Below are 13,539 nucleotides of genomic sequence, written 5' to 3'. Positions count from 1 at the left end.
GCCAATTTTGGATAATAGGCGGCTTTTATTTTTTTAGGTTCCGCAATGACTGAATACCTGCTCCTGTTCGTCGGTACTGTGTTGGTAAACAACTTTGTTCTGGTCAAGTTTCTTGGCCTGTGCCCGTTTATGGGTGTCTCCAAAAAACTGGAGACCGCCATCGGTATGGGGCTGGCCACCACTTTTGTCCTGACACTGGCCTCGGTTTGCGCCTGGATGGTTAACAGCTTTATCCTGCTGCCCCTAGGTTTGGTCTATTTGCGGACCCTCTCATTCATTTTAGTTATCGCAGTCGTGGTGCAATTCACTGAATTAGTGGTGCGCAAAACCAGTCCGGCACTTTATCGCCTGCTGGGTATCTTTTTGCCCCTGATCACCACCAACTGTGCGGTGTTAGGTGTTGCCTTGCTCAACGTGAATCAATCTCATAATTTCATGCAGTCGGCGGTTTATGGCTTCAGTGCAGCGGCCGGTTTCTCTCTGGTGATGGTGCTGTTCGCCGCTATTCGTGAACGGCTGGCCGTGGCCGACGTTCCTGCGCCCTTCCGTGGCTCCTCCATCGCCCTGATTACCGCGGGGCTAATGTCACTGGCCTTTATGGGCTTTACCGGATTGGTGAAGTTCTAATGATGTCGTTATGGATTGCCATTGGAGCATTAAGTACATTGGCGCTGATTTCAGGCGCAGTGCTGGGTTTTGCTGCCCGCCGTTTTCAGGTTGAGAGTGATCCGGTGGTTGAGCAAGTGGAAGCCATCTTGCCACAAAGCCAGTGTGGGCAATGCGGCTATCCAGGTTGTCGCCCCTATGCCGAAGCGGTCTCCAGCAATGGCGAAAAAATCAATAAATGCGCCCCCGGTGGCGAGCAAGTGATGCTCAAGCTGGCGGAGTTGCTGGCGGTGGAGCCACAACCGCTGGATGGCGACGAAGCGGCAGCCCATCCGCAGCGTAAAGTGGCTTTTATTGATGAGGCCAACTGTATTGGTTGCACCAAATGCATTCAGGCGTGCCCAGTCGATGCCATCGTCGGCGCAACCCGTGCCATGCATACCGTGTTGCCGGATCTCTGTACCGGCTGCGACCTTTGTGTCGCCCCTTGCCCGACCGACTGTATTGAGATGATCCCGGTGGCTACCACCACCGCCAACTGGAAGTGGGACCTGAACACCATCCCGGTGAAAAATCTTCCGCCTCAATTAGTCGCCTCGCAAATGATTCCGGTGAAAATGATAAGTGTGGAGCAAGATGTTTAAGCTGTTTACTGCCCGCCAACGCGACAATATTTGGGATTTTGACGGCGGTATTCATCCCCCAGAGATGAAGTTGCAATCCAGCACCGTGCCGATGCGGGTTGCCTCTTTACCTGATCAGATGATAATTCCGTTGCAGCAACATCTTGGGCCGGAAGGTGAATTGTGTGTTAAGGCCGGTGAACAGGTGTTAAAGGGCCAGCCGCTGACTGTTGGTCGCGGCCGCACGGTGCCGATACATGCATCGACCTCCGGAACCATCACCGCCATTGCCCCCCATACCACCGCCCATCCATCCGGGCTGGCAGAGTTGTGCGTACATATTACCCCCGATGGTGAAGACCGCTGGCGTCAACAGCAGCCGTGGGCCGACTACCTGTTGCGGGACAAAAATAGCCTGCTGGATCGCATTCATCAGGCGGGGATTGCCGGTTTAGGCGGCGCGGGTTTCCCAACTGCCAGCAAATTGCAGGGTGGCTTGAATAGCGTCACCACATTGATTATCAACGCCGCCGAATGTGAACCTTATATCACTGCCGATGATAGGTTAATGCAAGATCATGCCGATGAAGTGATCACTGGCATCGAGATTTTAATGCACTTGCTGCAACCTCAGCAGGTGTTGATTGGCATTGAAGATAATAAGCCGCAAGCCATTGAGGCCCTGCAACAGGCCCTGCTCGGCCACGATGATATTCAGTTGCGGGTGGTGCCCACCAAGTATCCCTCCGGTGGGGCCAAGCAGCTCACCAAGCTGCTGACCGGTCAAGAGGTCCCCTGCGGTAAGCACTCCTCATCCATCGGCGTGTTAATGCAAAACGTCGGGACCGTGGTGGCTATCAAACGAGCCATTATTGACGATCAGCCGTTAATCGAGCGGGTGGTGACATTAACTGGCGATGCACTATCAAAACTAGGGAATTTCTGGGCCAGAATCGGCACGCCAGTGCTGCATTTGCTGAAGTTGGCGGGGTTTCAGCCACAGAGCCAGCCAATGGTGATTATGGGCGGGCCATTAATGGGCTTCACCCTGCCCAGTTTAGAGGTGCCGATCGTTAAGATCAGTAACTGCATTTTAGCCCCCGCAGAAGCGGAGATGGGGCTATCCGAAGCGGAGCAATCCTGCATTCGCTGTGGTTTATGTGTCGACGCCTGCCCAGCCGGCTTATTGCCGCAGCAACTCTACTGGTTCAGCCGTGGTGAAGAGCATGAGAAGGCGCGCAATCATAATTTATTTGATTGTATTGAGTGTGGTGCCTGCGCCTATGTCTGCCCGAGCAATATTCCGCTAGTGCAGTATTACCGCCAGGAAAAAGCTGAAATACGCGCCCTCGATATTGAGAGTGCGCGCGCGGCTGAAGCCAAAGCCCGTTTCGAGGCCAAACAAGCCCGTCTGGCGCGGGAAAAGTTGGCCCGTGAGTTGCGCCATCAGCAAGCGGCGGTCAAATTGACCGCTACTGACCAGCAGACCGTTGAGGCTGCCGTTAACCGTCTCGCCCGACAACCGGAGAGCGCAGATTCAGTTATCAAGGTCACCGCCGGGCAAACGCCGGATAACAGCGCGGTGATCGCCGCCCGTGAGGCCCGTAAAGCCGAGGCCAGAGCGCGTCAGGCGGAGAAACAGCTAGCCGTCGAGGCTGCCACGCCAGCGGAGGGCGTTGATCCACGACAGGCGGCAGTGGCTGCTGCCATTGCCAGAGTGAAAGCCAAGAAAGCCGCGCAAGCAGCGCCACCATCAGTGGTTGAGCAGCCCGAAGCTGCCGCAACTGAAGAAGATCCGCGCAAGGCGGCAGTGGCTGCTGCCATTGCCAGAGTGAAAGCCAAGAAAGCCGCGCAAGCAGCACAACTGTCAGTGGTTGAGCAGCCCGAAGCTGCCGCAACTGAAGAAGATCCGCGCAAGGCGGCAGTGGCTGCCGCCATTGCCAGAGTGAAGGCCAAGAAAGCCGCGCAAGCAGCACAACCGCCAGTGGTTGAACAGCCCGAAGCTGCCGCAACTGAAGAAGATCCGCGCAAGGCGGCAGTAGCTGCCGCCATTGCCAGAGTGAAGGCTAAAAAAGCGGCGCAAACTGTTAACTCCGATTAAGGCGCATTAACCGATAAAGTGTGGCTACTACTCTGCCGACTCATGGGGCAGAGTCTTAGCTCACTGACATAAGATAGTTGTAATTGCATGAAATATCGCGCATTTTCGCTTCAGCATGGCAACTATCAACCTCAATAACTTCCATCTCTACACCACGGCCAAACTCTTCACGCAATTTGGGTAAAACGTCATTAAACAGGTAAATGGAGAACTTCACGCACTCTTTGGCACTGCCCTGATGGGATATCGACAAAAATTCGCCCGCAGGAATTGAAATATGATCTATTTCGCGATGCCCCTGAATTTCATGGCGTTTCTCTTTATCAACCGCCGTCGAATAGTGCACACTATTTTGACCTTGCTGACACTCATCGGCAGAGAACAGGGAGTAGACCCGCTGGCAAGAGAAGTTAACTTCCTTAAAGAAGTCGAGCAAGATTTCATCTTTCATCGCCATGCAAGATGAGTGCTGACCGCTGCAATGGTTGCGCTCATCAAAATCCAGCCGCCGTGTAAAGCCCACCAGCTGTTGCTCTGGTAAAGATATCCGCTTGATTTCTGGCATATAATTCTCATAGAAACCAAAACGGGGGATCATCCCCTGCACATCCCAATGCGCCATTTGGCGAAAACTATTGGGTGTGATACCAAAACGCTTCTTAAATGTGCGGGTGAAGGTCTGCTGTGAGTCAAAACCTAACTCATCAGAGATCTCAATAATTGGCCGCCGCGAGATGCGCAACGCCACGGCAGCTCGGGTCAGTACCCGCCCGCGTATATAGGAGGCTAATTGTAACCCCACAATACTTTTAAATTTCCGTTGCAAGTGCCATTTTGAATATCCTGAAATCTTCGCCACATCGTCCAATGTGGGCCTCTTTTCTAAATTGATTTCAATCCACTCAATTAACTCTTCTATAAACAATATGTCTTCGTTTATCATTTCATTATTCTTTGAATATATAATTATAATGCATAGTACATTAATCTATCATTATGCCAATGCTTTTCTCAAATCTAAATTTGAACGTTAATAAATCGTTAAGTTACAATTGGTTACCACTTGATTGAGTGATAAAAAAACCTATTAAAACAATGGCATCAAGTTGCCTTTCTGATCCGAGCAGTTAATTACTCTACTTATCTACTCATCAGTTTTTTTGCTATATCCGTGTAACTATCACGATATAAATTGCAAGTTAAATCTTTAAATTAGCGCTATTAATGAGAACATTTGGGGCGTTAATATTCTCATGCTAGATGAGTAATAACCCTATAATTAAGGCGTATTACACGCCGCTTGAATAGGGTAGAATGCGCGACACAATTATCCCCGATGACGGCTAAGTGTATCGCTGCCCGCAAGAGTCGCTTGCTCGCACAGCACCTGCATTTAAGAGCCCGGTTAAGCATTCGACATATGGTTGCCATTTCATGAAATTCAGGCCAGTAACACCGACCCAGAACCGAGGGTTGCAGATAGCCAGTTCCCCTTTTACCCATAACCAGCGTAGCACCCGCAGCATCATGCTACTGGTGATTCTGGCCTGCATTCCGGGCATCCTCGCCCAGACCTACTTCTTTGGTTACGGCACTCTGATACAGGTGGCGTTAGCCATGATCACCGCCCTATTGGCTGAAGGGGCCGTTTTGCAGTTACGTAAACAACCGGTGCTGATTCGCCTACAGGATAACTCCGCCCTGCTGACTGGCTTACTGTTAGGCATCAGTCTGCCGCCACTGGCTCCCTGGTGGATGATTGTCTTGGGCACCCTATTTGCTATCGTCATCGCCAAACAGCTCTATGGTGGCTTAGGGCAAAACCCATTTAATCCGGCGATGGTCGGCTATGTGGTTCTGCTGATCTCATTCCCAGTGCAAATGACCAGTTGGCTGCCACCGCTGCCGCTACAGGGCACACCGGTCGGATTTTATGACAGCTTGCTGACCATTTTCACCGGGTATACCCACAGTGGTGCCGATATTCATCAGTTGCAGATTGGTTTTGATGGCGTCAGTCAGGCCACACCACTGGATAGCTTCAAAACCGCCTTGCGCTCACAACCCGCCGCACAAATACTGCAACAGCCCATCTTTGGCGGAACCTTAGCTGGCGTGGGCTGGCAGTGGGTTAATCTCGGTTTTCTGGCCGGTGGCTTGTTACTGTTATGGCGCAGAGCCATTCACTGGCAGATCCCCGTGAGCTTCCTGCTGGCACTGGCAGGTTGTGCTGCTATTAGCTGGAGTGTCGCCCCACAAAGCTTCGCCTCACCGATGCTGCATCTGTTTTCCGGCGCGACTATGCTAGGCGCATTCTTTATCGCCACCGATCCGGTCAGTGCTTCTACCACCCCCCGTGGACGTCTGATTTTCGGCGCATTAATTGGTATTTTAGTGTGGTTAATCCGGGTTTATGGCGGCTATCCTGACGGTGTCGCCTTTGCGGTGCTACTCGCCAATATTACCGTGCCGCTGATTGACCACTATACCCAGCCACGGGTTTATGGCCACCATCGCGCCGATAAACGCAGCCGTACCAATAAATAGGGGCCATTATGCTAAAAACAATGAAGCGTCACGGTATCACGCTGGCACTGTTTGCCGCTGGGGCCACCGGATTGACGGCGGTGGTTAATGCCTTGACCGAGACTACCATCGCCCATCAAGCCGCTTTGCAACAAAAAGCGCTGCTGGATCAGGTGGTGCCGGCTGAAAACTACGACAATGATATGCAGGGTGAATGTTACGTTGTCACTGATCCTGCTCTGGGTAATATGGCCCCTCACCGCCTCTATCTGGCACGCAAGGAAGGTAAGCCGGTGGCCGCCGCCATTGAGACTACCGCGCCAGATGGCTACTCTGGTGCTATCCAACTATTGGTGGGTGCCGATTTTCAGGGTAATGTTCTGGGCAGCCGGGTGGTTGAACACCACGAAACACCGGGCCTGGGTGATAAAATTGATATTCGTATCTCTGATTGGATTAGCCATTTCAGCGGCAAACAGGTCGATGGTGAGCAAGATAAGCGCTGGGCGGTGAAAAAAGATGGCGGTGATTTCGATCAATTTACCGGGGCCACTATCACCCCCAGAGCGGTGGTTCGGGCGGTGAAAAACACCGCGCTCTATTTGGAAACCCTGCCCAGCAAGCTTGATAACTTGCCGGTCTGTGGAGAGAGTCAATGAGTGAAGCAAAAAATCTGTTAGCCCAAGGGCTATGGAAAAACAACTCGGCACTGGTGCAGCTGCTGGGCCTCTGCCCACTGTTGGCGGTCTCATCGACCGCCACCAATGCCCTCGGTTTGGGGCTAGCCACCACCCTGGTGCTGGTGTGCACCAATACCGCGGTATCGGCGCTGCGCCGCTGGGTGCCGAATGAGATCCGCATCCCTATCTATGTGATGATCATCGCTTCGGTGGTCAGTACCGTGCAAATGCTGATTAACGCCTATGCTTTTGGCTTATATCAATCGCTAGGGATATTCATCCCGCTGATTGTGACCAACTGCATCGTGATTGGTCGCGCGGAGGCTTATGCCGCCAAAAATCCGGTGGGGTTATCGGCGCTGGATGGCCTGGCGATGGGGCTAGGGGCAACCTGCGCACTCTTCGTGCTGGGTTCACTACGTGAAATTTTGGGTAACGGCACCCTATTTGATGGCGCCGATATGCTACTGGGGAGCTGGGCAAAAGTGCTGCGCATTGAAGTGATGCATTTAGATAGCCCGTTCCTGCTGGCGATGCTGCCACCGGGTGCCTTTATTGGCTTAGGGCTGTTGCTAGCCGGTAAGTATGTCATTGATGAGAAAATAAAAGCGCGCAAAGCCAGTGCCCTGGCAACAGCGCCACAAGATCAGGATATCGCGGCAGAGAAAGCCCTATGAATAGAGAGAAACGTGTCGCCATTTTGACCCGTCTGCGGGACAATGACCCGCATCCCACGACCGAGTTGGTCTATACCACCCCTTTTGAGTTGCTCATTTCGGTGCTGCTTTCAGCACAGGCAACTGACGTCAGTGTTAATAAGGCCACCGCCAAACTCTATCCGGTGGCCAATACCCCACAAGCAATACTGGATCTAGGGGTTGATGGCCTAAAGTCATACATTAAAACTATAGGTCTGTTTAATACTAAAGCTGAAAATGTGATTAAAACCTGCCGTATCTTGCTGGAACAGCATCACGGCGAGGTGCCTGAGGATCGTGCAGCCCTGGAAGCGCTGCCCGGTGTGGGCCGCAAAACCGCCAATGTGGTGCTGAATACGGCCTTTGGTTGGCCAACCATCGCGGTAGATACCCATATATTTCGTGTCTGTAACCGCACCGGTTTTGCCCCCGGTAGCAATGTTGATCAGGTGGAAGCCAAATTGCTCAAAGTGGTGCCCGCTGAATTTAAGCTCGATTGCCACCACTGGCTGATTCTCCATGGGCGCTATACCTGCATTGCCCGTAAGCCCCGCTGCGGTTCCTGCCTCATTGAGGATTTGTGTGAATATAAAGAGAAAGTTTATCCGGAGCATTGATACATATCCCCTTTTGGTTTGGCAGGGCCAGCAATGATGGGCACAGATAGGCCCATGAATTTAACTGGGAATTTCCTTGCAACAAGATATCTCGCTTGCCCGATGAGGCTGATTCGCGTAAAACTGTCAGCCGGATTAAACCCACTCACTACCGCATTCACTGGACGCTATGTTTCAAGATAACCCGCTGCTGGCGCAGCTAAAACAGCAACTTCACACTCAGACCCCGCGCGTTGAAGGCGTAGTGAAAGGTACTGAGAAAGGCTTTGGCTTTCTTGAGGTAGACGGACAGAAAAGTTATTTTATTCCGCCACCACAGATGAAAAAAGTGATGCATGGTGACCGGATTATTGCCACCCTGCATACTGATAAAGATCGTGAAATTGTTGAGCCAGAGAGCCTGGTGGAGCCATTTTTATCCCGCTTTGTCGGCCGCGTACAGCGAAAAGATGATCGCCTCTCTATCGTCCCGGACCACCCACTGCTGCGTGATGCAATTCAGTGCCGTTCTGCCACCGAACTGCCCCATGACTTCCAGAGCGGTGATTGGGCAGTGGCTGAAATGCGCCGCCATCCATTAAAAGGCGATCGTACTTTTCAGGCGGATCTGACCGCCTTTATTACCCATGGCGAAGACCACTTTGTGCCTTGGTGGGTCACATTGGCCCGTCATAATTTGGAGCGTGAAGCCCCAGTGATGGTGGAATCTGCCCTGCATGATGCTGATCTGCAACGTGAAGATCTCACCGCGCTCAATTTTGTCACCATTGACAGCGCCAGCACCGAAGATATGGATGATGCGCTCTATGTGGAGGACAAAGGGGATGGTTCCCTGTTGTTGACCATCGCCATTGCCGATCCGACCGCTTATGTCGATGAAAACAGTGAGTTGGATTTAATCGCCCGTAAACGTGCATTTACCAACTATCTGCCGGGCTTTAACATCCCGATGCTGCCACGGGATTTGTCCGACAATCTCTGCTCATTGCGGCCAAATGAGCGCCGTCCGGTAGTGGTGTGCCGTGTCACTATCGCCGCTGATGGTGCTTTGGGTAACGATATTCGTTTCTCTACCGCCTGGGTCGAATCTAAAGCCAAGCTGGTTTATGACGAAGTGTCCGACTGGCTGGAGGGTCAGGGTGACTGGCAGCCGCAAACCCCTGCGATAGCACAGCAAATCACCCTGCTTAAACAGGTCTGTGAGGCGCGCAGCCATTGGCGTCAGGCACACGCGCTGGTGTTCAAAGACCGCCCAGATTACCGCTTCCTGCTGGGTGAGAAAGGCGAAGTGCTGGATATCATCGTTGAACATCGCCGCATCGCTAACCGCATTGTTGAAGAGTGCATGATTGCCGCCAACGTCTGTGCCGCCATTGCGCTGCGTGATAATCTTGGCTTTGGCATTTATAACGTGCATACCGGTTTTGATCCGGCGCTGGTTGAGCAGGCCGCCACGGTGTTGCAAGCCAATGGGGTTGCAGCTGACCCACAGGCGCTGCTGACCCTGCCGGGCTTTTGTGAGTTGCGCCGCCATCTTGATGCGCTGCCAACCCAGTTCCTCGACAGCCGTATCCGCCGCTTCCAGACCTATGCCGAAATCAGCACCACTCCCGGCCCACACTTTGGTTTAGGGCTGGAGGCTTACGCCACCTGGACCTCACCTATTCGTAAATATGGCGATATGGTCAATCACCGCCTGCTGAAAGCTATCATTACCGGCCAGCCAGCAGAGAAGCCACAAGATGAGATAACCGTGCAATTGGCGGAGCGCCGTCGGCTGAATCGGATGGCGGAACGCGATGTCGGCGATTGGCTCTATGCCCGCTATCTGCAACCTCAGGCCGGCACTGATACTCGCTTCGCTGCGGAGATCATTGATGTGACCCGTGGTGGCCTACGGGTGCGCTTGCTGGATAACGGCGCCGTGGCCTTTATCCCCGCGCCATTTATTCATGCGGTGCGTGATGAGATGGTGTGCAGTCAGGAGAGCGGCACCGTGCAGATTAAAGGTGAGACGGTTTACAGCCAGAGCGACAAAATTGAGGTTCGTATTGCAGAAGTTCGCATGGAGACCCGCAATGTGGTGGCCCGCCCGGTGGTTTAACCGGATTAACGGCCTGAAATAGTGGCGTGAGTTTGATAATAAGCCGTGGTGATGCCAAACATCCCACGGCTTTTTCAATTTTGAGCCATGCAATTAACTACCGTTATAGTGACTAACAGAAAGATTCACATAAACATCAGTATATGTAAAAAAGTGCTACCAATTATGACGTAAAAACATTTTACACTTCACAAATTTCACTTCTGCTACTTTTTTTTTACATCAAAACTCCTAAGTTAAGTGATCGTGATATCCCCCTACCAAACGAAGGAGTCGTTACCCATGAAGAACGTCAAGACTGTCGTCATTTGGCTGACCGTGGCGTTAATAGGTGCATTTGCCTTTGCCATGCTGGCACTTAGCCGAGGTGAGCATGTTAATGCCATCTGGTTGGTGATTGCGTCGGTAGCCTGCTACAGCATCGCTTATCGTTTTTATAGCCTCTTTATTGCCAAAAATGTCTTTGAGCTGGATGATCGCCGCTTAACCCCAGCGGAGCGCCGCAATGATGGTTTAGATTATGTCCCGACCAATAAGTGGGTGTTGTTCGGCCACCACTTTGCCGCTATCGCCGGGGCGGGGCCATTAGTGGGGCCAATTCTGGCCGCGCAGATGGGCTTTTTACCCGGCACCATCTGGATTTTGGTTGGGGTGATGATGGCCGGTGCGGTACAGGATTTCTTGATCCTGTTTATCTCCACCCGCCGCGACGGCCGCTCGCTGGGGGAGATGGCAAAACAGGAGCTGGGTGCCTTTGCGGGGGTTATCACCATGCTAGGGGCATTGGGCGTGATGATTATCATCTTGTCTGCGCTGGCATTAGTGGTGGTTAAAGCGCTGGCAGACAGCCCATGGGGCCTGTTTACCATCGCGGCAACCATTCCGATCGCCCTGTTTATGGGCGTCTATATGCGCTTTATCCGCCCCGGTAAAATTGCTGAGGTGTCATTAATCGGTTTCGTACTGATGATGGCCGCCATCATTTATGGTGGCAATATCGCCGCCGACCCTTACTGGGGGCCGCTCTTCACCCTGCACGGCACCACCCTGACCTGGGTGCTGATTATCTACGGTTTTATTGCCTCAGTGCTGCCCGTGTGGCTGCTGCTGGCGCCACGGGATTACTTATCCACCTTCCTGAAAATTGGGGTCATTATCGGTTTGGCGGTGGGGATCGTCTTCGCCATGCCGGAAATGAAGATGCCTGCGGTGTCGCGCTTTATTGATGGTAGCGGCCCGGTGTTCTCCGGCAGCCTGTTCCCGTTCCTGTTTATCACCATTGCCTGTGGCGCAATCTCGGGCTTCCATGCCTTGGTGGCCAGTGGCACCACACCGAAACTGATTGAGCGCGAAAGCCATATCCGCTTTATCGGCTATGGTGCAATGTTGATGGAGTCCTTTGTCGCCATTATGGCGTTAATCTGTGCCTCGGTTATCGATCCCGGCGTCTACTTCGCCATGAACTCGCCAGTGGCATTGATTGGTTCCACCGTCGAGAGCGCGGCGCTCGCCATCAATAGCTGGGGATTTGTGGTCACCCCAGAGACCTTGACGATGATAGCCCAGGATGTCGGCGAGAAGTCGATTCTATCACGGGCCGGTGGTGCGCCGACCTTTGCGGTTGGCATGGCCCATATCATCAGTGAAGTCTTTAACAGCCGCAACATGATGGCCTTCTGGTATCACTTCGCCATTCTGTTTGAAGCGATGTTTATTCTGACCGCCGTCGATGCCGGTACCCGCGCTTGCCGCTTTATGGTGCAGGATCTGGTGGGGGTGGTGGTACCAGGCCTCGCCAATAACCGCTCATGGCTGGGTAATTTATCCGGCACCACGGTCGCCGTGGCCTGTTGGGGCTTCTTCGTTTACCAGGGGGTGGTCGACCCACTAGGCGGCATCAATACCTTGTGGCCACTGTTCGGCATTGGTAACCAGATGCTAGCATCAATGGCGCTGATTTTAGGGACGGTGGTGCTGTTTAAAATGAAGAAGCAGCGCTATGCTTGGGTAACCATAGTGCCAACCATTGGGCTGTTTATCACCTCAATGACCGCCGGCTTCCAGAAGATTTTCCATGAGAAACCGAGTATTGGTTTCCTGGCTCAGGCGCGGAAATTCTCTGCCGGGGTTGAGCAAGGGGTATTAATCGCCCCAGCCAAGAGTATTAAGGATATGGAAACTATCGTGTTCAATAATCAGATCAACGCGGCGTTATGCGCCTTCTTTATGCTGGTCGCGATAACCATGTTGATCTCATCGGTGTTTGTGGTGCGTCGGGCGCTGAAATCCAGCCAGCCAACCACCCATGAATCTGAAATTGTCTTCCGTGAGGAGGCTCTCCGTGGCTAATGCAGGTCTCCCTTTCCGCCCACGATCAGCAAGTGCGCCGCACCGGATTACGCGCTGTATTCCGCTGGTGCCAGTGGTCGCTCACCCCACCCATCTACGGGGTTGGCTGCGCTTGATTGCACAACGTGTCGCGCAGAGTTTTCGCCTGATGGTGGGGGTACAGGATTACGGTAATTATGTGAATCATATGCGCCGTCATCACCCAGAAACCACACCAATGAGTGAGCGGGAGTTCCACCGCTACTGTCTGGATGCGCGTTTTCCGAGCAAAGCAGGCAAATTGGGAAAATGCCCTTGTTAAGGGTGAAAAACTAAGTGACACCGTAACGCCCTGTTAACCATTTGCAGGGCGTTTTTCTATGCTCGCCGCGTGCGGTCACCGCGCTAACGCCTGCGGCCACAGCAACACAACCGGCCTGTTTTGCTAGCTAAGGATTGCTGAGCCAAATGCGCCCTGCCAATCATGCTCAAACTGCTCTACCGCCGCTTTTACCGCTGGCGTGCTGATAAACAGCTCAGCCACATCCACCGGGATGGTGACCGACTGACAGCCCGCTAACAGACAGTCAAGCACCTGCCGTGGTGTGCGGAAACTGGCCGCCAGCACTTTTGCCCCCGGCGCATGTAAAGTCAGTAACTGCTGCAACTCACGCACCATCGCAATACCATCACCACCCTGTGCATCCAGCCGATTTACGTATGGCGCGACATACTCTGCCCCAGCCAGGGCTGACAGCAAGCCTTGCCCCGCCCCATAAACTGCGGTGCCGAGTGTCGGGATCGACATCGCTTTCAATTTCTTAATCGCCGCCAACCCCTCCGCCGTGGCTGGAACTTTGATCACCAACCCAGGGACGCGCTGTGACAACAGTACCGCTTCAGAGACCATCAACTCGCAATCACTGGCCAGCACTTGCGCGAAAAGCTTGCCAGTGCCGCCCAGCGCATCACGCAGTGCTGGTAGTACTTCCCAGATAGATTTACCTGCTTTCGCCAGAATGCTCGGATTAGTGGTCACCCCTTGCAGGGGCAATATACGTGCCAGCCGTTTTACTGCGGCCACATCTGCGGTGTCGAGATAAAGCTCCATAAAAACCTCCGATTTGGATGAGTTAAGCGGCCAGACGGGTCAAGCTAATAACCCAACTGAACGAATAGATTAGTGATAAATCATTAGCCGCAATCATAGACCAATCAGCAATTAATAGTGTGATCCACATCAATTAACCTTCATT

The 13,539-nt window shown here is 52.9% G+C and carries 12 protein-coding genes; 10 read left to right on the top strand and 2 right to left on the bottom strand.

Going from position 1 to position 13,539, the window contains the following annotated elements; genetic code table 11:
* Positions 1 to 45: 45 nt before the first annotated feature.
* Genes rsxA through rsxC form a run of 3 tightly spaced genes read left to right on the top strand, consistent with a single transcriptional unit; the run spans position 46 to position 3,330 of the window.
* A complete protein-coding gene (rsxA, locus tag HRK25_RS15735) occupies positions 46 to 627 on the top strand; it encodes an electron transport complex subunit RsxA (RefSeq protein WP_032817551.1) in 582 nt (193 codons plus the stop codon).
* On the top strand, positions 627 to 1,250 hold the full coding sequence (rsxB, locus tag HRK25_RS15730; RefSeq protein ID WP_005277674.1) for an electron transport complex subunit RsxB: 624 nt from the start codon (positions 627 to 629) through the stop codon (positions 1,248 to 1,250). The genes rsxA and rsxB overlap by 1 nt, the downstream gene beginning before the upstream one ends.
* On the top strand, positions 1,243 to 3,330 hold the full coding sequence (rsxC, locus tag HRK25_RS15725; RefSeq protein ID WP_173361775.1) for an electron transport complex subunit RsxC: 2,088 nt from the start codon (positions 1,243 to 1,245) through the stop codon (positions 3,328 to 3,330). The genes rsxB and rsxC overlap by 8 nt, the downstream gene beginning before the upstream one ends.
* A 55-nt stretch (positions 3,331 to 3,385) precedes the next feature.
* Here the strand turns inward: rsxC and HRK25_RS15720 are convergent, their stop codons facing one another.
* Positions 3,386 to 4,273 carry a helix-turn-helix domain-containing protein gene (locus tag HRK25_RS15720; RefSeq protein ID WP_032898927.1) on the bottom strand — a complete coding sequence of 296 codons (888 nt, stop codon included), beginning with the start codon at positions 4,271 to 4,273 and terminating at the stop codon, positions 3,386 to 3,388.
* A 491-nt stretch (positions 4,274 to 4,764) separates the two neighbouring features.
* Between HRK25_RS15720 and rsxD the strand changes: the two genes are divergently transcribed.
* From rsxD to HRK25_RS15685, 7 genes are all read left to right on the top strand, one after another.
* Complete coding sequence (gene rsxD / locus HRK25_RS15715) at positions 4,765 to 5,877, top strand: electron transport complex subunit RsxD (protein WP_005279055.1); 1,113 nt, start codon at positions 4,765 to 4,767, stop codon at positions 5,875 to 5,877.
* Positions 5,878 to 5,885: 8 nt separating this feature from the next.
* Entirely contained in the window at positions 5,886 to 6,515 is a 630-nt protein-coding gene (rsxG, locus tag HRK25_RS15710) for an electron transport complex subunit RsxG (RefSeq protein WP_005279057.1), read from the top strand.
* On the top strand, positions 6,512 to 7,213 hold the full coding sequence (locus tag HRK25_RS15705; RefSeq protein WP_032898929.1) for an electron transport complex subunit E: 702 nt from the start codon (positions 6,512 to 6,514) through the stop codon (positions 7,211 to 7,213). The genes rsxG and HRK25_RS15705 overlap by 4 nt, the downstream gene beginning before the upstream one ends.
* Positions 7,210 to 7,851 carry an endonuclease III gene (gene nth / locus HRK25_RS15700; protein ID WP_032898931.1) on the top strand — a complete coding sequence of 214 codons (642 nt, stop codon included), beginning with the start codon at positions 7,210 to 7,212 and terminating at the stop codon, positions 7,849 to 7,851. Before HRK25_RS15705 ends, nth begins: the two co-directional genes overlap by 4 nt.
* Positions 7,852 to 8,020: 169 nt before the next feature.
* A complete protein-coding gene (locus tag HRK25_RS15695; RefSeq protein ID WP_005279064.1) occupies positions 8,021 to 9,955 on the top strand; it encodes an exoribonuclease II in 1,935 nt (644 codons plus the stop codon).
* Between the two features lie 282 nt (positions 9,956 to 10,237).
* Complete coding sequence (locus tag HRK25_RS15690; protein WP_005279066.1) at positions 10,238 to 12,304, top strand: carbon starvation CstA family protein; 2,067 nt, start codon at positions 10,238 to 10,240, stop codon at positions 12,302 to 12,304.
* Complete coding sequence (locus HRK25_RS15685) at positions 12,297 to 12,605, top strand: YbdD/YjiX family protein (protein WP_032898933.1); 309 nt, start codon at positions 12,297 to 12,299, stop codon at positions 12,603 to 12,605. Before HRK25_RS15690 ends, HRK25_RS15685 begins: the two co-directional genes overlap by 8 nt.
* A 123-nt stretch (positions 12,606 to 12,728) precedes the next feature.
* Here the strand turns inward: HRK25_RS15685 and fsa are convergent, their stop codons facing one another.
* Positions 12,729 to 13,394: a fructose-6-phosphate aldolase gene (fsa, locus tag HRK25_RS15680; RefSeq protein WP_005279070.1), complete on the bottom strand. Its 666-nt coding sequence runs from the start codon at positions 13,392 to 13,394 to the stop codon at positions 12,729 to 12,731.
* Positions 13,395 to 13,539: the final 145 nt, after the last annotated feature.

The organism is Yersinia bercovieri ATCC 43970, assembly GCF_013282745.1.
Taxonomy (GTDB): domain Bacteria; phylum Pseudomonadota; class Gammaproteobacteria; order Enterobacterales; family Enterobacteriaceae; genus Yersinia; species Yersinia bercovieri.
Note: the sequence above shows the minus strand (reverse complement) of the source record. Positions and strands in the feature narration are given on the sequence as shown.

Coding starts and splice junctions, on each gene's coding strand:
- rsxA (WP_032817551.1), top strand. CDS start 46: ATGACTGAATACCTGCTCCTGTTCGTCGGTACTGTGTTGGTAAACAAC.
- rsxB (WP_005277674.1), top strand. CDS start 627: ATGATGTCGTTATGGATTGCCATTGGAGCATTAAGTACATTGGCGCTG.
- rsxC (WP_173361775.1), top strand. CDS start 1,243: ATGTTTAAGCTGTTTACTGCCCGCCAACGCGACAATATTTGGGATTTT.
- HRK25_RS15720 (WP_032898927.1), bottom strand. CDS start 4,273: ATGATAAACGAAGACATATTGTTTATAGAAGAGTTAATTGAGTGGATT.
- rsxD (WP_005279055.1), top strand. CDS start 4,765: ATGAAATTCAGGCCAGTAACACCGACCCAGAACCGAGGGTTGCAGATA.
- rsxG (WP_005279057.1), top strand. CDS start 5,886: ATGCTAAAAACAATGAAGCGTCACGGTATCACGCTGGCACTGTTTGCC.
- HRK25_RS15705 (WP_032898929.1), top strand. CDS start 6,512: ATGAGTGAAGCAAAAAATCTGTTAGCCCAAGGGCTATGGAAAAACAAC.
- nth (WP_032898931.1), top strand. CDS start 7,210: ATGAATAGAGAGAAACGTGTCGCCATTTTGACCCGTCTGCGGGACAAT.
- HRK25_RS15695 (WP_005279064.1), top strand. CDS start 8,021: ATGTTTCAAGATAACCCGCTGCTGGCGCAGCTAAAACAGCAACTTCAC.
- HRK25_RS15690 (WP_005279066.1), top strand. CDS start 10,238: ATGAAGAACGTCAAGACTGTCGTCATTTGGCTGACCGTGGCGTTAATA.
- fsa (WP_005279070.1), bottom strand. CDS start 13,394: ATGGAGCTTTATCTCGACACCGCAGATGTGGCCGCAGTAAAACGGCTG.